Below are 18202 nucleotides of genomic sequence, written 5' to 3' on the forward strand. Positions count from 1 at the left end.
CTGTTTGCAGATAAATTAAACAATTATGGCTAGGCTTCTGTATCAAAAAGCTCCTCATGAACAATCTGCAGCATCTCATCTACCTTAAACTCATCAATTTGAAAATGCTCAAGTACGCCATCCTGAACATACTGCCATTCTTCTTCTCCGGCCAAACTGCGGGTTCTCAAATCAATTGCGTATCGCGATATCTTTAGTATTCCCAATAAGTCGAGGGTTAAATTGTCAAGTTCACTGGAGTGATTGAAAATTGAACTGTCTTCAAACAAATAATAAATGACTTCAACTACAATTTTCGGCAACTTCCATTGTTGTGCCAACAGCGCACCGATAGTAGTGTGTGAAGTCTGGAAAAGCTCTAGCTCTTTAGCTTGTACCTGCTGCCAGGGAGTACTTTCTGCGGCATTTAGTAAGTCAGCATAATCATCGAACTCAGCCAACATAACCGGTATTCCTGAGCTTTGAAAAAGACCCAGCATATAAGCATGATCTCTCAATTCCGGTCGTCCGATGGCTTCAGCGATCATCACACAGGCCCCGGCAACCCACTCGTTATAACGCCAGAACTCGCTGAGATCATAGTCAGATGTCAAAGCCGACTTAAGAGCAACCGCCCTTACAATCGGAAAAACCCGGCGAAAGCCAAGCGTCATGACGGCCTGCTGAATTGAATCGACCTCTCTTGCTCTGCGGTAAGCGGCAGAATTAACAACCTGTAAAACAGCGGCGGCTATACTCATATCAGCCGAAATAGATTCAGCGATAACGTTGACATCAGGTTCACTTTTTTTGGCTTCACGACTCACAGTTAGCAAAGTTTCGGGGCGCGGTGGAATACTTACTCTTTGTAACAATCGTTTTTCTGCCGTCGTAATTTCTATCGCCATAGAGTCTCCGGGTTGAACCAATGATTTACATGAAATCTTAAAGCATGCGATTATGTCTTAACTTTTTGTCTGGTATAACACTTCAATGCGTTACTTTCGATTTATTCTTTTTAGTTTTAGTATACTTTTCAACGGGCTGGCTCTTGCTTCAGTTGAAGTTGCGGTCTCCGGTGTTGAGGGAGACGAGTACGCCAATGTTATGGCGCTATTACAAATAGCCCGTCTGGATAAAGACAAAAGTTACGCCGACTATAGAGTCCGGTATCTACATAGACAAGCACCTGCCGACATTAAAAAAGCACTCCGCCCATATGGATATTATCAGGTTGAAGTGAATGCTCAACTAGAAACAATTGAGGGAGGTTGGTCAGCTGCCTACCAAATTGAGCTGAATGACCCGGTAAAAATTGCTAAAAACATGTGGGAAATTCGGGGCGACGCGGCTGAAGACGAGGCGTTCGAGAACATAATAGAGAATAATAGCCTCAAAGAAAAACAACGTTTTATTCATAGTACTTACGAACAAGTTAAGTCCAGGTTATTGTCATTAGCGAGTCAGCGCGGCTATCACGATGCTCGCTTTATAAAACACAATGTCGAAATTGATGTTGCAGAAAACACCGCTGATATAGAAGTGATTTTTGATTCCGGGAAACGCTACGAGTACGGGCAGGTCACATTCGAACAGGATATACTCGACGACGAACTGCTCCATCGCTTTGTTCCTTTTGAACACGGCGAAGGCTACAGCACACAGGAACTCAGTCAATTACAAGTAGCATTAGGTGACAGCGGATATTTCTCTCAAGTTCAGGTCAGTCCGGACTGGGGAAATGCCGAAGAGCACACAGTACCTATCTCTGTCAGCTCCGAGCCTAACTTCAGAAACCAGTATCAATACGGTGTTGGTTACGGAACCGATACCGGAGCTCGTATTAGTGCCAGCCTCAACCGCCGTTGGGTCAATACGCAGGGACACCAACTCAGGGGGATGACACAGTTATCAGAAGTAGAAAGCCGCGTTGGTGCAAACTACATCATTCCGGGTCAAAACCCTCAGTCAGATTATTACCAGATTCGAGCCGAGGCCTCTGATAAAGATAACGAAGGACAAACTAACCGACTATATCGCTTTGGCGCATCCAGCGTTGTTGCAATGGGTAAATGGCAACGCGAGTACGGGTTAAACTGGCAACGCGATGACTTCGAAATTGGCGAAAGTTCGGGAACCAGTCAGTTTTTAATTCCGCAAGCCAGTTGGAACTATGTGACAGCTGACGGAAGGTTAAATATCGACAAAGGCTTTCGTTTTGATGTAACACTAAAAGCAGCAAGTGAAGCAGTTTTGTCTGATGCCGATTTAGCCAGCGTGGAACTTGGCTTTAAGGCCGTTGTCCCTGTTACAGACAATATACGTTTTCTTGCCAGAGCCGAAGCCGGCGCTACCTATATAGATGATTTTAATCAGTTGCCTCCTTCGCTACGTTTTTTCGCTGGCGGGGACAACAGCGTGCGCGGCTACGCTTATGAGCAATTAGGACCGGAAGACGATACAGGAACCATTTTAGGTGGCCGTTATTTGGCTGTTGCCAGCGCAGAAATTGATTATCGCTTTAAGGAAAATTGGCGTGTCGCTTTATTCACGGATATTGGTAATGCCATGATTGAACCTAATGAAAAGCTGAAACAAAGTGTCGGATTCGGAATTCGCTGGATTTCTCCTATTGGTTCGGTTCGTCTGGATTTGGCTCAGGCAATAGATGAGCCAGATAAGCCCTGGCGCCTGCACTTTACCTTAGGCCCCGATTTATGAGCATTTATCGTTGGTTGGCCATTACAGTTCTTGTTCTGGTTGTTTTAGTCCCACTAATGGCTATCAGCTTGGTTGGCAGTGAAACTGGCAGCCGCTGGATACTAACTCAGGGACAAAAATATCTACCGGTAGACATCCAGTACAAAACATTTAATGGAACTCTGCTGAATGAGTTTGAGTTTGAAGATTTTCGTTTTGAAAGCGAAACTTTTTCCTATACACCAAACAAGCTAATCATAAACTGGGATCCGCTAGCTTTGTTGTCCGGTGTTATTCGAATAGATAACATAGAAAGCCTTGGTGGCGAGATCCGTCTTCGTGCAGCTCAGAATTCGAGTCAAAACGCGGATTCTGAAGCTTCTGTTGAAGACATTCAAATTGAGCTGCCTTTAGATGTCAACTTGCGTAACTTGCTGGTTAAGGAAAGCCGTTTTTTTATTTTAGAAACTCCTTCTCAGGAACTAACGATTGAAGCATCAGCCAGAGCTAACGCTGATGGCCAGCTTAATATCAGACAGTTTCGTCTGGAGCACCAATACCTAACCACCGAGATTTCCGGAAAAACTAAATTATCTTATCCTTTTAAAAGTGAGCTCGAAAATAACACCCATTTTCACTCACCAGACTTCCCTTCGCTTAAAGTAAAAACGGAGATAGCTGGCGACATTCGGTCTCTGACGACAAATAGTGAACTATCCGAAGGACTTGTCGGTGAAGTTACCGCTAAAATCGATAACCCGCTGAACGAGCTTACCTGGCAGTTTGACAGCAATTGGCAGCAGAATAACCTGAGCCTGTGGTTGGCAAGTGTCGGAGCTGACCAGGTTGAATTGAGTTTTGCCGGAGATATACGTGGAGAGGGTGGAGTAACACAAGCCAGTATCGAGCCCGACATAGCTGTCACAGTTAATCAACAGACAATGGATATCGGTGGTTCCGTTAGCTATCAAGACAACATAATAAACTTCGCACCACTCAATGTGCACTCTAGAGGCGATATCCAGGGACAGCTAACCTTGCAGGGAAATGTTTCATCATTATCGACTACTCCGGTAATTGATGCTTCTGTAAGTTGGGAAAAAATAACCTACGAACCGAACGGTATCAGCAGCCACGAAGGCCGGTTACAGGCCAAAGGCGAACTCGATGAGCTTGCAATTAATTTAAGTAACGAACTGTCTGGCGTACTGGAAGAAGACTTACAGCTTGTTACTGAAGCTAAACTTAAGTCTGACAGCCTAAATATCTTAAGCCTGAAACTTACTCATAATGATGAAACTGTCAGTGGCAAGGCTGCTATCAATTGGAAAGACAATTTATCTTTAACTACGGATATTTCGGGTGAATATCAACAGCGGACGGTCAATGCAGAAGCGAAATTGCGTTTGTCAGAGCCCTACTTATTTGTTGACCAGTTTAATGCCAGCTGGGGAGCGCAGTCACTTATCGCTGAAGGGGCGCTTAGCCCTGGCAAAAAGCTCACCTGGCAAGTAACGTCTAAAGATTTAAGCGAGCTTTCTGACGTTAAAGGAGAGGTTGTAGCTACCGGTGATATTAGTGGGCAACTAAACCAACCAGAGTTTAAAATAGGTTTTAATAAATTTAACCTGAAGCACCCTGACTACAATACTGTTAGTTTAAATCAACCTATCACGGTCGTTTTTAACTATGAGGACATCACGTTCAATACAACGCCAGTTTGTCTAAATTACAAAGGGATAGATAATCCCTTCTGCCTTAAGTTAGAACAGCAGGACAAGTTAATAAGTTTCGATGCAGATGCCAGTGAGATTCCGCTGGATTTACTGCAAGCTCTTGTATTACCCGACGTCGCTTACAAGCTAACTGGAGAGGTATCGGCTGAGGTTGTCGGTACATTCGATTATGAAAATATGACGTTAAGGAAGCTTGACGGCGCTATTAACGCGGATAACAGTCAAGTACTGGCTGGTGAAGAAAAAGTTATTTTAAATCAGCTTAACTTAACCGCTAAAAACCGCGACGACGAGGGCATTGATATTGGAATGACAGCGATAGCTGACGAACTCGATTTTAACCTGTCAGGGCAGCTTACTATCGAAAAAGTAGCTCCCGACAGTCCTCTTTCCGGAAAGGTTTCATTAAATTCTAAAAGTTTAGAGTTACTGAATTTATTTGCACCGCAAGTGGATATCGGCAATGGGAGTACTAGCGCAGAACTCAATATTGCAGGTGATTTAAATGATCCAACTGCTTCAGGAAAAGTTAACCTTAATGCAGACAGAATCATTGTATTAGCCAGTGGTACATTAATTACTGAGCTCAATGCAAAACTAACGGCGGACGCAAATGTTGGCGAATTTACGGTTAATGCAGACGGCAAAATAGGTGATGGTGATGTCGCTATTGAGGGGGAGCTCAATGCATTTAAACGAACCGGAAACCTCATTATAAAGGGTAAAGATCTATTGATTTTAGATACCCCGGATCTTCTCCTTGTTGCATCACCTGATATCTCCCTAAAGCTTGAGAAAGATCTTGTATTCGTCAGAGGGGATTTACATCTACCTAAAGCTCGAATAACACCAGTGAATTTAGATCAAGCTGTCACTGAGTCAGCTGATGTTACTTTGAAAAATGAGTCTAAAGATCCTCCTTTGTTTTCTACTAATACAGATATAACAGTGAGTCTAGGAGAACAAGTTCGCGTCGAAGCTCTAGGTTTTTCAGGTAACTTAAAAGGGAAACTCCAAATTACGCAGCAACCCGATTCCGTTGCACGAGGTAACGGCAGTATTGGGGTCGTATCCGGTGATTACGAGATTTACGGACAAAAATTAGCTATTGAACGCGGTGATTTGCTTTTCAATGGGGGGCCTTTAGATACTCCATCCCTAAATCTTAGAGTTACCCGTAATATTGAAAAAACAGGTATCGACGAGCGGCCGCCTGAGACGATAGGAGCCCGAGTTACCGGTACTATAAACCGACCTGAATTAAGCCTTTTTTCAACTCCGCCTCTTCCGGACAGTACTATCCTCTCGTACCTTTTATTCGGGAAACCGCCGGGTAGCCAGGGAGATGCGAATAATCTCGAACTGCAGGCAGCACTATTAGTTGGTGGCCGTAGCGCCAAGTTTCTAACTGAAGGCATAAAAGACACTTTTGATTTAGATGAAGTGTCTTTGGATTCGGAAACCAGTGATGTCAATGATACCTCTTTGTATATAGGTAAATACCTCTCTCCTCGTCTGTACGTTAAGTATGGAATTGGCTTACTAGAACCAACCTCTACTTTCATACTGCGCTACACACTGTCTGAAAGACTACTTTTTGAATCCACCTCAAACACTGAAGGTCAAGGCGGCGACTTAATATACACCATCGAAACTAAGTAATTCCCGTAACTCCCCTCGCTTTGCCACCAAAGTTTTGTAGTAGCCTGATGCTCTTGCATCAGGTGGGGAGGTTGGGGGTTAAACCCGGGGTATATTATGAGAGCGGATCTTGGCCGACACGCGTCACTGCAGCTATAAACTGAGCAGGGAGACTAAGTACGGAGAAGCCAGGGGATCTCACCTGACGTTAACGTCACAGGCTACCCAGCAGACATAAAAAAAGCCCCCAGCGTGAGCTGAGGGCTTCTTAGAATAAAAGTCTGGCGGTGACCTACTCTCGCATGGGGAGACCCCACACTACCATCGGCGCTGGTGTGTTTCACTTCTGAGTTCGGAATGGATTCAGGTGGTGCCACACCGCTATGGCCGCCAGACATAAACTGTCACAACATGTAAAAACTGACTGTCGTCTTAATAACGCCACTCTATTTGCTCTAATTCGGTAAAGTCGCTCGCTTGTGCGTAACGTCCCAAACACCTTGGGTGTTGTATGGTTAAGTCTCACGGGCAATTAGTACGGGTTAGCTCAACGCATTACTACGCTTCCACACCCCGCCTATCAACGTTGTAGTCTCCAACAACCCTTCAGAGCACTCTAAGTGCTAGTGACAGCTTATCTTGAGGCTCGCTTCCCGCTTAGATGCTTTCAGCGGTTATCGATTCCGAACGTAGCTACCGGGCAATGCCACTGGCGTGACAACCCGAACACCAGAGGTTCGTCCACTCCGGTCCTCTCGTACTAGGAGCAGCTCCTCTCAACTCTCAAACGCCCACGGCAGATAGGGACCGAACTGTCTCACGACGTTCTAAACCCAGCTCGCGTACCACTTTAAATGGCGAACAGCCATACCCTTGGGACCGACTTCAGCCCCAGGATGTGATGAGCCGACATCGAGGTGCCAAACACCGCCGTCGATATGAACTCTTGGGCGGTATCAGCCTGTTATCCCCGGAGTACCTTTTATCCGTTGAGCGATGGCCCTTCCATTCAGAACCACCGGATCACTATGACCTACTTTCGTATCTGCTCGACGTGTCTGTCTCGCAGTTAAGCTGGCTTCTGCCATTGCACTAACCGTACGATGTCCGACCGTACTTAGCCAACCTTCGTGCTCCTCCGTTACTCTTTGGGAGGAGACCGCCCCAGTCAAACTACCCACCAGGCACTGTCCACAACCCCGATAAGGGGCCTATGTTAGAACATCAAACATACAAGGGTGGTATTTCAAGGATGGCTCCACGTCAACTAGCGCCAACGCTTCAAAGCCTCCCACCTATCCTACACATGTAGGTTCAATGTTCAGTGCCAAGCTGTAGTAAAGGTTCACGGGGTCTTTCCGTCTAGCCGCGGGTACACAGCATCTTCACTGCGATTTCAATTTCACTGAGTCTCGGGTGGAGACAGCGTGGCCATGGTTACACCATTCGTGCAGGTCGGAACTTACCCGACAAGGAATTTCGCTACCTTAGGACCGTTATAGTTACGGCCGCCGTTTACCGGGGCTTCGATCAAGAGCTTCGTCCGAAAACTAACCCCATCAATTAACCTTCCGGCACCGGGCAGGTGTCACACCGTATACGTCCACTTTCGTGTTAGCACAGTGCTGTGTTTTTAATAAACAGTCCCAGCCACCTGGTCACTGCGACCACCAGCAGCTCATGACGCGAAGTCAATCACCACCAGTGGCGTACCTTCTCCCGAAGTTACGGTACTATTTTGCCTAGTTCCTTCACCCGAGTTCTCTCAAGCGCCTTAGTATTCTCTACCTGACCACCTGTGTCGGTTTGGGGTACGGTCAATGTTCATCTGAAGCTTAGAGGCTTTTCCCGGAAGCATGGCATCAATGACTTCGCACCCGTGGGTACTCGTCTCGTGTCTCGGCCTTAAGGACCCGGATTTACCTAAGTCCTCAGCCTACGCACTTTCACCGGGACTACCAACGCCCGGCTCACCTAGCCTTCTCCGTCCCCCCATCGCAATGAACATCGGTACAGGAATATTGACCTGTTTTCCATCGACTACGCGTTTCCGCCTCGCCTTAGGGGCCGACTTACCCTACCCTGATTAGCATGGGATAGGAAACCTTGGTCTTCCGGCGTGGGAGTTTTTCACTCCCATTATCGTTACTCATGTCAGCATTCGCACTTCTGATATGTCCAGCAGTCCTCTCGAACCACCTTCGCCCACTTACAGAACGCTCCCCTACCCCGCATACCTAAGTATGCAGCCGCAGCTTCGGTGTATGGCTTAGCCCCGTTACATCTTCCGCGCAGGCCGACTCGACTAGTGAGCTATTACGCTTTCTTTAAAGGATGGCTGCTTCTAAGCCAACCTCCTAGCTGTCTCTGCCTTCCCACATCGTTTCCCACTGAGCCATAACTTCGGGACCTTAGCTGGCGGTCTGGGTTGTTTCCCTCTTCACGACGGACGTTAGCACCCGCCGTGTGTCTCCCGGATAGTACTCATTGGTATTCGGAGTTTGCATGGGGTTGGTAAGTCGGGATGACCCCCTAGCCCAAACAGTGCTCTACCCCCAATGGTATTCGTCCGAGGCTCTACCTAAATAGATTTCGGGGAGAACCAGCTATCTCCGGGCTTGATTAGCCTTTCACTCCTAGCCACAAGTCATCCCCTCATTTTTCAACATAAGTGGGTTCGGTCCTCCAATTGATGTTACTCAATCTTCAACCTGCTCATGGTTAGATCGCCCGGTTTCGGGTCTATACCCTGCAACTCAACGCCCAGTTAAGACTCGGTTTCCCTACGGCTTCCCTATACGGTTAACCTTGCTACAGAATATAAGTCGCTGACCCATTATACAAAAGGTACGCAGTCACGGGACGAACCCGCTCCTACTGCTTGTACGTACACGGTTTCAGGTTCTGTTTCACTCCCCTCGCCGGGGTTCTTTTCGCCTTTCCCTCACGGTACTGGTTCACTATCGGTCAGTTGGGAGTATTTAGCCTTGGAGGATGGTCCCCCCATATTCAGTCAGGATATCACGTGTCCCGACCTACTCGATTTCACTTATCATGCACCTTCACATACCGGGCTCTCACCGTCTGTGGCTCCGCTTCCCATCGGATTCTGTTAGCACAAGTTAAGCTTAAGGGCTGCTTCCCGTTCGCTCGCCGCTACTGGGGAAATCTCGGTTGATTTCTTTTCCTCCGGGTACTTAGATGTTTCAGTTCTCCGGGTTCGCTTCCTGGCACCTATTGATTCAGTGCCGGATACTCTGTGAACAGAGTGGGTTTCCCCATTCGGAAATCCATGACTCAAGTGCCTCTTACTGGCTTATCATGGCTTATCGCAAGTTAGTACGTCCTTCATCGCCTCCAACTGCCTAGGCATCCACCGTGTACGCTTAGTCACTTAACCATACAACCCGAAGGTGTCTGGCATACGTGACCAAGATTGTTTGTTCTCGCTGTACACAAGTTCGATACGCCTCTACCAAATCAGTTTGTTCAAGTAGAGTGGCATTTCTTACTTTTAATATTACAATCAGCTTTTCATGTTGTTAAAGAGCACGTAACACTAAGTTACCGGTAAACATTCTTATTAAAGAGTGCTTAACGCTAACGGTTACGAAGAGAAGAAATGGTGGAGCCAAGCGGGATCGAACCGCTGACCTCCTGCGTGCAAGGCAGGCGCTCTCCCAGCTGAGCTATGGCCCCAGAATGCTTGCCTGAAGCTTCGATAGCGGCGTTGCGCGATTCGTTCAATCAGTCACATACCATCGAGGTATGCTCCTTCAATCATTCAACGTGCGCCTTGCTCTCAAAGCTTCATGCTGCGCGTGCTGACATCGGGGAAAACCCTCTTCTCAACATCGCGGCAGCCCTGACAAGGGAATTTCAAGGTTAGGCAAGGCGAGAGGGTGCAAAGCATACATCAGTATGCGAGTACCCGAACAACGCAGCATAACCGCAGAAATGGTGGGTCTGGGCAGACTTGAACTGCCGACCTCACCCTTATCAGGGGTGCGCTCTAACCAGCTGAGCTACAGACCCAGTTTTCTTCTCTGTCTATATCAAGCCTGCAAACTGTGTGGACACTTACTCACACGGATGTGAGGTAGACAAAAAATGCAGGACGCAATTTTTTGTGTACACAAAAGATAAGCTGTTTTGTAAGGAGGTGATCCAGCCGCAGGTTCCCCTACGGCTACCTTGTTACGACTTCACCCCAGTCATGAACCACACCGTGGTGATCGTTCTCCCGAAGGTTAAACTAACCACTTCTGGTGCAGCCCACTCCCATGGTGTGACGGGCGGTGTGTACAAGGCCCGGGAACGTATTCACCGTGGCATTCTGATCCACGATTACTAGCGATTCCGACTTCACGGAGTCGAGTTGCAGACTCCGATCCGGACTACGACGCACTTTATGAGATTCGCTAACCATCGCTGGCTTGCTGCCCTTTGTATGCGCCATTGTAGCACGTGTGTAGCCCATCCCGTAAGGGCCATGATGACTTGACGTCGTCCCCACCTTCCTCCGGTTTATCACCGGCAGTCTCCCCAGAGTTCCCACCTTTACGTGCTGGCAACTAAGGATAAGGGTTGCGCTCGTTGCGGGACTTAACCCAACATCTCACAACACGAGCTGACGACAGCCATGCAGCACCTGTCTCAGTGTTCCCGAAGGCACTAATTCATCTCTGAAAAATTCACTGGATGTCAAGGGATGGTAAGGTTCTTCGCGTTGCATCGAATTAAACCACATGCTCCACCGCTTGTGCGGGCCCCCGTCAATTCATTTGAGTTTTAACCTTGCGGCCGTACTCCCCAGGCGGTCAACTTAGTGCGTTAGCTGCGTTACTCACGTCTTAATGACACGAACAACTAGTTGACATCGTTTACGGCGTGGACTACCAGGGTATCTAATCCTGTTTGCTCCCCACGCTTTCGTACCTCAGCGTCAGTCTCTGACCAGGTGGCCGCCTTCGCCACCGGTATTCCTTCCAATATCTACGCATTTCACCGCTACACTGGAAATTCTACCACCCTCTTCAGGACTCTAGCATGCCAGTTCAAAATGCAATTCCCAGGTTGAGCCCGGGGCTTTCACATCTTGCTTAACACGCCGCCTACGTACGCTTTACGCCCAGTAATTCCGATTAACGCTTGCACCCTCCGTATTACCGCGGCTGCTGGCACGGAGTTAGCCGGTGCTTCTTCTGCGACTAACGTCAATGTGCTGCGCTATTAACACAACACCCTTCCTCGTCGCTGAAAGTGCTTTACAACCCGAAGGCCTTCTTCACACACGCGGCATGGCTGCATCAGGGTTTCCCCCATTGTGCAATATTCCCCACTGCTGCCTCCCGTAGGAGTCTGGGCCGTGTCTCAGTCCCAGTGTGGCTGATCATCCTCTCAGAACAGCTAGGGATCGTCGCCTTGGTGAGCCTTTACCCCACCAACTAGCTAATCCCGCTTGGGCTCATCTTTAGGTGTGAGGCCCGAAGGTCCCCCACTTTGGTCCGTAGACATTATGCGGTATTAGCCACAGTTTCCCGTGGTTGTCCCCCGCCTAAAGGCAAATTCCCAAGTATTACTCACCCGTCCGCCGCTCGTCAGCAGAGAAGCAAGCTTCTCTCTGTTACCGCTCGACTTGCATGTGTTAGGCCTGCCGCCAGCGTTCAATCTGAGCCATGATCAAACTCTTCAATTAAAAGTAGTTCAATCAACTCAATGAATTACGCGTTTTTGCTCGGTTTCTTGCGAAACCTTGCTGAACACTCATTCAAAAGTTGCAATACAAATATTTCGTTTTGCTTAACTTCTGCAAGTGCCCACACAGTTTGCTTGGCTTGATATAATTGTTAAAGAGCGTTGCTTCTTTCGAAGCAGGGAGGCGTATTCTACACGTCCCTTTCGTTTCGTCAACCCATTTTTTTCAGCTTTTTCAGCCCGGTTAAAACAAAACGCCGTTGTCCGAATTTATTGCAAATACACTTTGCAGATAACTCATGACAACGGCGGCGAATTATAGTGATCTCTCTGAGCCTTGCAAGATCTTTTTCGATCAAAAAGTTTAACCGAACAAAAAACAACCAGCTGTAACTAAAACCCTTAGATTTGCTCGTTTTTAATTCTATTTTGTTGTTTTTTTGTGATTACCTTGAACTGTTGTTATATTGAATCACTCTAATAAGTTGGAATTACATAAAGGGCTTAAATCTTATGCGCTGGAAATCAATAACTTTTACCTGTTTGCTTGTTGCAACTCTTAGTTCAAGCGCCATACGAACGAGTCATGCTGCTACTTTTGATGGCAGCCTCCAAAATTCGTCTTCCACTTTACAAGATACTTACCGAAGTATTATCGAAAGTCACCTCAATAAAAACTTCTCTATTATGCGAACTGTACGCATTCTGATTAATAACTACCCAGAACATGCTGCCTATATCGTTAATGCCGCTTTTGATACCAGAGAGAGTAGAGTAACCGCCATTGTAATAGCCGCCATGCAAGCGGAGCCTGCAGTTACTTATACTGTCGTCGACATTGCTATAGCTCGTTATCCAGATTTATGTAATGCCATTGTTGAGGCAGCTATTCAAACCGAGCCCGCTTATATTGATGATATCATTACTATTGCTTTGCAACGTCAACCTGATCGGGCTGAAACTATTATACGCAAAGCTGTCGCGTCCCATCCTGATTTTACTGAGTCTGTTTTGAGAACCGCAGCGCAGGAAGCACCTAGTTCAATTTTTTCTTCATTGACTAAGTCGATAAAGGCTTTACCGGAGACAGCAACAGCTTTAATTGCCGTTATGAAGGACTTTTTTGTTGGTTCAGATGATGAAGAGGGCACATACGAAATTAGCAAAGAAGATTGGAGAATTTTAACTCTGGAAGCGAAAGAGTCGGGAGTTAGCCGCAAGGAACTTGAATGGTTAGTAAAGGAAGGTTATCTGGAAAAGGAAACCTTCGCTAAGATTTTCAACGAAAGACTCTAATTAGTTATTACCACTTGGTTTTAGACACAAAAAAGCCGGCTGTACTTCAGCCGGCTTTTTAACTTTCCGAAGCGGTTTACTCCGCAGCTTCTTCAGCTACTTCTTCAACTTCTTCAACTTCTGGGCGACCAACTAATTCAATGTAAGCCATTGGTGCGTTATCACCTGTACGGAAGCCACACTTCATAATGCGAGTGTAACCACCTGGGCGTTCTTCATAACGCGGGCCTAATTCATTAAACAGCTTGCCAACAACCTCTTTGTCACGTGTGCGTGCGAACGCCAGACGACGATTTGCTACGCTGTCTTGTTTTGCCATTGTGATCAACGGCTCAACAACGCGACGTAACTCTTTTGCCTTTGGCAAAGTCGTCTTGATGATCTCATGACGCACTAAAGAGCTTGCCATGTTGCGGAACATTGCCTGACGATGGCTGCTGTTTCGATTTAGTTGACGACCACTCTTACGATGGCGCATACCTATACCCTTCTCAGTAAATCTATTACTAAGGTGACCTTAGTCGTTGTCAATTAAGCTGGCTGGTGGCCAGTTCTCAAGGCGCATGCCTAGAGACAAACCACGTGAAGCCAACACGTCTTTGATTTCAGTCAACGACTTCTTACCCAAGTTCGGAGTTTTCAATAACTCGACCTCAGTGCGTTGTACTAAGTCACCAATGTACTGAATCGCTTCTGCTTTCAAGCAGTTCGCAGATCGAACAGTCAATTCCAAGTCGTCTACCGGACGCAGAAGGATCGGATCGAACTCCGGCTTCTCTTCTTTTTCTTCCGGTTCACTGATATCACGAAGTTCTACGAAGGCATCCAACTGTTCAGCTAAAATTGTTGCTGCACGGCGGATAGCTTCTTCTGGATCCAATGTACCATTGGTTTCCATTTCGATAACCAGCTTGTCTAAGTCAGTGCGCTGTTCAACACGAGCCGCATCTACAGAATATGCAATGCGTTCTACCGGGCTGAACGACGCGTCGACTAAAAGACGACCGATTGGACGTTCATCATCATCAGCGGACTGACGAGATGCCGCAGGCACGTAACCACGACCACGTTCGACTTTCACTCGCATAACAAGTTCATAGTCGCCTGTCAGATGACAGATAACGTGCTCAGGATTAACGATTTCAACATCACCATCGTGGGTGAAATCGCCTGCTGTTACAGGACCTGCTCCGGATTTATTCAAAGTCAGAGTTGCTTCATCTTTACCTTCAACGCTGACTGCCAGCCCTTTCAGGTTTAATAAAACTTCAATGACATCTTCCTGAACGCCCTCTTTGCTGCTGTATTCGTGCAGCACGCCATCGATTTCAACCTCAGTCACTGCACAGCCTGGCATTGACGACAGTAAAATGCGACGTAACGCATTACCTAGTGTATAACCAAAGCCGCGTTCCAGAGGCTCCAGTGTCACCTTGGCATGAGTCGGGCTGATTTGCTCGATGTCGACTAACCTCGGCTTTAGGAATTCGGTAACAGAACCCTGCATTGTGTCCTCTCTCTATGCTTAAGCTTTACTTAGAGTAAAGCTCTACGATCAACTGTTCGTTAATTTCAGCAGACAAGTCGCTACGTTCTGGAAGACGTTTAAATGCACCTTCCAATTTGTTGTTGTCTACTTCTATCCAGACTGGCTTTTCGCGTTGTTCTGCAAGCTCCAGTGCTGCTCCGATACGTGCCTGTTTCTTCGCTTTTTCACGAACAGAAACGACATCTTCAGGACGAACCTTGAACGATGGAATGTTCACTACCTGACCATTCACAACAACTGCTTTGTGACTGACCAGCTGACGAGCTTCTGCGCGTGTTGACGCAAAACCCATGCGATACACTACGTTATCCAAGCGCTGTTCCAGCAACTGCAACAGGTTTTCACCGGTATTGCCTTTCAGTCGTGCAGCTTCTTTGTAGTAGTTACGAAATTGCTTTTCCAGTACGCCGTACATACGACGAACTTTCTGTTTCTCACGCAACTGAACACCGTAATCTGACAAACGACCGCGACGCGCGCCGTGTTGTCCTGGTGCAGTTTCGATCTTACATTTAGAATCGATTGCGCGAACGCCGCTCTTCAGGAACAAATCTGTTCCTTCGCGACGGCTCAGCTTGAGCTTTGGACCCAAATATCTAGCCATGATCTTTCTCCAACTATCGATTCACGCCTTAAACGCGACGTTTCTTAGGCGGACGACAACCGTTGTGAGGAATCGGTGTCACATCGGTAATATTTGTGATTTTGTAACCAACGGCGTTCAGGGCACGAATCGATGATTCACGACCTGGGCCTGGACCATTCACAAATACTTCCAGGTTTTTCAGTCCGTATTCCTTCGCCATTTCACCTGCGCGTTCTGCTGCAACCTGTGCTGCGAACGGCGTTGATTTCCGTGAACCACGGAACCCTGATCCACCTGCAGTAGCCCACGCTAGTGCGTTACCCTGGCGATCAGTAATGGTAATAATGGTGTTGTTGAAAGATGCATGCACATGAGCCATGCCATCGGCGACCTGCTTTTTAACGCGCTTTCGAGAGCGAGTTGGTGTTTTAGCCATTACTCAATCCCCCTATTTCTTGATTGGTTTGCGCGGACCTTTACGAGTGCGCGCATTTGTTTTAGTGCGCTGCCCACGTAGAGGTAAGCTACGACGATGACGAAGTCCACGGAAACACCCGAGGTCCATCAAACGTTTAATGTTCATAGATACTTCACGACGCAGATCACCTTCTACGGCGAACTTTGATACAGCGTCACGAAGCGCGTCCAGTTTGTCTTCTGACAATGAACCAATCTTGGTGTCTTCAGCGATACCCGTAGCAGCAAGAATCTGCTGTGAACGAGTACGGCCAACACCGTAGATTGCAGTCAAAGCTATGACTGCATGCTTATTGTCAGGAACGTTAATGCCAGCGATACGGGCCACTAACACGTCTCCTTCAGTTTGTAGGCTTCAGTTGAAAAGCCCGTTAGGATACTCAACCGATTGCCGAATTGCAAATACTTCAAAGGCTGCGGCGACTAAGCCGCAAGCCTTTCCTTCGAATCAACCTTGTCGTTGCTTATGCTTAGCATCAGTGCAAATAACGCGAACTACACCGTTACGCTTGATGATTTTGCAGTTACGACAGATTTTCTTCACGGAAGCACGAACTTTCATTGCTACTCTCCGTTCTACCCAATCTTACCGGCCGTAGCCTTTTAGATTGGCTTTTTTCAGGACAGAGTCATATTGATGCGACATCATATGAGTCTGAACCTGTGCCATAAAGTCCATGATAACAACAACGATAATCAATAAAGATGTACCGCCGAAGTAGAATTGCACATTCCATGCAATCATCATGAACTCCGGAACCAAACAGACAAAGGTAATGTACAGTGCGCCTGCTAATGTCAAACGCGTCATTACTTTATCGATGTATCTTGAGGTTTGTTCACCTGGGCGAATCCCCGGAATAAACGCACCCGACTTCTTCAAGTTGTCAGCTGTTTCGCGAGGGTTAAATACCAACGCAGTATAGAAGAAACAGAAGAAGATTATCGCAGCCGCGTACAATAACACATATAACGGCTGACCGGGAGACAATGTCATCGATACTTGCTGCAAAAAGTCTGCAACCATACCTTCACCAGAGCCAAACCAAGTGGCAATGGTACCCGGGAATAAAATAATACTTGACGCAAAAATTGGTGGAATAACACCAGCCATATTAACTTTCAATGGCAAGTGCGTGCTTTGCGCAGCAAATACCTTACGACCTTGTTGACGCTTCGCATAATTAACGACGATACGACGTTGACCACGCTCCACAAAAACAACGAAATAAGTTACTGCTAAAACCACAACCCCAATTAATAACAACAATAACAGGTGCAAGTCACCTTGACGCGCTTGTTCAGCCGTTTGGCCGATAGCGGAAGGTAATCCTGCAACAATACCCACAAAGATCAGGATAGAGATACCGTTGCCAATACCACGCTCAGTAATCTGTTCACCTAACCACATAAGGAACATGGTTCCTGTGACTAAGCTCACTACAGCAGTGAAATAGAAGCCGAAGCCAGGGTCTATTACGAGTCCTGGCATCAAATTTGGCAAGCCTGTAGCTATACCAATCGACTGGAACGTTGCCAGTATTAAAGTACCCCACCGCGTATACTGGTTAATCTTACGACGACCAGACTCACCTTCTTTCTTAAGCTCGGCCAAACGCGGATGTACCACGCTAGCCAACTGCATAATAATCGAAGCCGAAATATACGGCATAATACCTAATGCAAATACTGACGCACGCTCTAAGGCACCACCGCTGAACATGTTAAACATGGCAACGATGGTATCTTTCTGCTGTTCGAATAGCTGAGCTAATACAGCGGCATCAATACCAGGAATAGGCACAAAGGAGCCCGCTCGGAAAACGATAATCGCTCCTAACACAAACAGCAGGCGACGCTTAAGTTCCGACAAGCCACCTTGCGCTCGATTTGATTCCAATCCTGGTTTAGCCATTTGCTCTATCCTTCGATTTTGCCGCCAGCAGCTTCAATAGCTTCGCGAGCGCCTTTGGTGACTTTAAGACCTTTTACAGTCACAGCACGACTTAACTCACCAGATTTGATGACTTTAGCGTGTAGTACGTTCTTACGAACGAGACCTGCTGCTTTCAAAGTCGCCAGTTCAACGGTATCACCGTCAACCTTCGCGATTTCTGCCAAGTTTACTTCTGCAGTGACCATAGCCTTGCGAGAAGTAAAACCAAATTTTGGCAGACGACGTTGAATTGGCATTTGTCCGCCTTCGAAACCTGGCTTGACTGAGCCACCAGAGCGAGATTTCTGCCCTTTGTGACCACGGCCGCCAGTCTTTCCAAGACCTGAACCAATACCACGCCCAACGCGCTTTTTGCTGCTTTTTGCACCAGGTGCGGGAGCAAGTGTATTAAGTTCCATCGCTTATCCCTCCACCTTAATCATGTAATTAACTCGGTTCACCATACCGCGGACTGCAGCAGTGTCTTCCAACTCTACTGTGTGACCAATGCGGCGGAGACCCAAGCCACGTAGTGTAGCTTTATGCTTCGGCAAACGACCGATAGAGCTACGCGTCTGTGTTACTTTGATTGTCTTTTTCGCCAT

At 47.1% G+C, this 18202-nt stretch carries 13 protein-coding genes, 2 tRNA genes and 3 rRNA genes; 3 read left to right on the forward strand and 15 right to left on the reverse strand.

The window, feature by feature from the left end:
• Positions 1–29: 29 nt before the first annotated feature.
• Positions 30–887 carry an HDOD domain-containing protein gene (locus IL_RS09685; protein WP_011235118.1) on the reverse strand — a complete coding sequence of 286 codons (858 nt, stop codon included), beginning with the start codon at positions 885–887 and terminating at the stop codon, positions 30–32.
• Between the two features lie 85 nt (positions 888–972).
• Between IL_RS09685 and IL_RS09690 the strand changes: the two genes are divergently transcribed.
• Positions 973–2700, forward strand: a complete 1728-nt coding sequence (locus IL_RS09690) for an autotransporter assembly complex protein TamA (protein ID WP_011235119.1) — start codon at positions 973–975, stop codon at positions 2698–2700.
• Positions 2697–6077 (forward strand): translocation/assembly module TamB domain-containing protein, encoded by a 3381-nt coding sequence (locus tag IL_RS09695; protein WP_011235120.1) that lies wholly within the window; start codon positions 2697–2699, stop codon positions 6075–6077. Before IL_RS09690 ends, IL_RS09695 begins: the two co-directional genes overlap by 4 nt.
• Positions 6078–6335: 258 nt before the next feature.
• Here the strand turns inward: IL_RS09695 and rrf are convergent.
• The 5 genes from rrf to IL_RS09720 all read right to left on the reverse strand — a co-directional run bounded on the left by rrf (position 6336) and on the right by IL_RS09720 (position 11754).
• Positions 6336–6451: ribosomal RNA gene (gene rrf, locus IL_RS09700) — 5S ribosomal RNA — on the reverse strand.
• Positions 6452–6567: 116 nt separating this feature from the next.
• A 23S ribosomal RNA gene (locus IL_RS09705) occupies positions 6568–9456 on the reverse strand.
• Between the two features lie 223 nt (positions 9457–9679).
• Positions 9680–9755 (reverse strand) — tRNA-Ala (locus tag IL_RS09710).
• Positions 9756–10014: 259 nt separating this feature from the next.
• Positions 10015–10091, reverse strand: a tRNA-Ile gene (locus tag IL_RS09715).
• A 120-nt stretch (positions 10092–10211) separates the two neighbouring features.
• A 16S ribosomal RNA gene (locus IL_RS09720) occupies positions 10212–11754 on the reverse strand.
• The 16S, 23S and 5S rRNA genes sit together here with 2 tRNA genes alongside, the layout of an rRNA operon.
• 512 nt (positions 11755–12266) lie before the next feature.
• Here IL_RS09720 and IL_RS09725 point away from each other — a divergent pair.
• On the forward strand, positions 12267–13049 hold the full coding sequence (locus IL_RS09725) for a hypothetical protein (protein WP_011235121.1): 783 nt from the start codon (positions 12267–12269) through the stop codon (positions 13047–13049).
• A gap of 76 nt (positions 13050–13125) precedes the next feature.
• Here the strand turns inward: IL_RS09725 and rplQ are convergent, their stop codons facing one another.
• The 9 genes from rplQ to rpmD all read right to left on the reverse strand — a co-directional run bounded on the left by rplQ (position 13126) and on the right by rpmD (position 18202).
• On the reverse strand, positions 13126–13527 hold the full coding sequence (rplQ, locus tag IL_RS09730; protein ID WP_011235122.1) for a 50S ribosomal protein L17: 402 nt from the start codon (positions 13525–13527) through the stop codon (positions 13126–13128).
• 39 nt (positions 13528–13566) lie between these two features.
• Positions 13567–14556 carry a DNA-directed RNA polymerase subunit alpha gene (locus IL_RS09735; protein WP_011235123.1) on the reverse strand — a complete coding sequence of 330 codons (990 nt, stop codon included), beginning with the start codon at positions 14554–14556 and terminating at the stop codon, positions 13567–13569.
• A 25-nt stretch (positions 14557–14581) separates the two neighbouring features.
• Positions 14582–15202 (reverse strand): 30S ribosomal protein S4, encoded by a 621-nt coding sequence (rpsD, locus tag IL_RS09740; RefSeq protein ID WP_011235124.1) that lies wholly within the window; start codon positions 15200–15202, stop codon positions 14582–14584.
• 28 nt (positions 15203–15230) lie between these two features.
• Complete coding sequence (gene rpsK / locus IL_RS09745; protein ID WP_011235125.1) at positions 15231–15620, reverse strand: 30S ribosomal protein S11; 390 nt, start codon at positions 15618–15620, stop codon at positions 15231–15233.
• 12 nt (positions 15621–15632) lie between these two features.
• Positions 15633–15989 (reverse strand): 30S ribosomal protein S13, encoded by a 357-nt coding sequence (gene rpsM / locus IL_RS09750; RefSeq protein ID WP_011235126.1) that lies wholly within the window; start codon positions 15987–15989, stop codon positions 15633–15635.
• A 120-nt stretch (positions 15990–16109) separates the two neighbouring features.
• Positions 16110–16223 (reverse strand): 50S ribosomal protein L36, encoded by a 114-nt coding sequence (gene rpmJ / locus IL_RS13655; protein ID WP_006956433.1) that lies wholly within the window; start codon positions 16221–16223, stop codon positions 16110–16112.
• Positions 16224–16247: 24 nt separating this feature from the next.
• Positions 16248–17576: a preprotein translocase subunit SecY gene (secY, locus tag IL_RS09755; protein ID WP_011235127.1), complete on the reverse strand. Its 1329-nt coding sequence runs from the start codon at positions 17574–17576 to the stop codon at positions 16248–16250.
• Positions 17577–17581: 5 nt separating this feature from the next.
• Positions 17582–18016 carry a 50S ribosomal protein L15 gene (rplO, locus tag IL_RS09760; protein ID WP_011235128.1) on the reverse strand — a complete coding sequence of 145 codons (435 nt, stop codon included), beginning with the start codon at positions 18014–18016 and terminating at the stop codon, positions 17582–17584.
• A 3-nt stretch (positions 18017–18019) separates the two neighbouring features.
• Positions 18020–18202 (reverse strand): 50S ribosomal protein L30, encoded by a 183-nt coding sequence (gene rpmD, locus IL_RS13660; RefSeq protein ID WP_011235129.1) that lies wholly within the window; start codon positions 18200–18202, stop codon positions 18020–18022.

Origin of the sequence: Idiomarina loihiensis L2TR, assembly GCF_000008465.1 — a bacterium.
GTDB classification, from domain to species: Bacteria; Pseudomonadota; Gammaproteobacteria; order Enterobacterales; family Alteromonadaceae; genus Idiomarina; species Idiomarina loihiensis.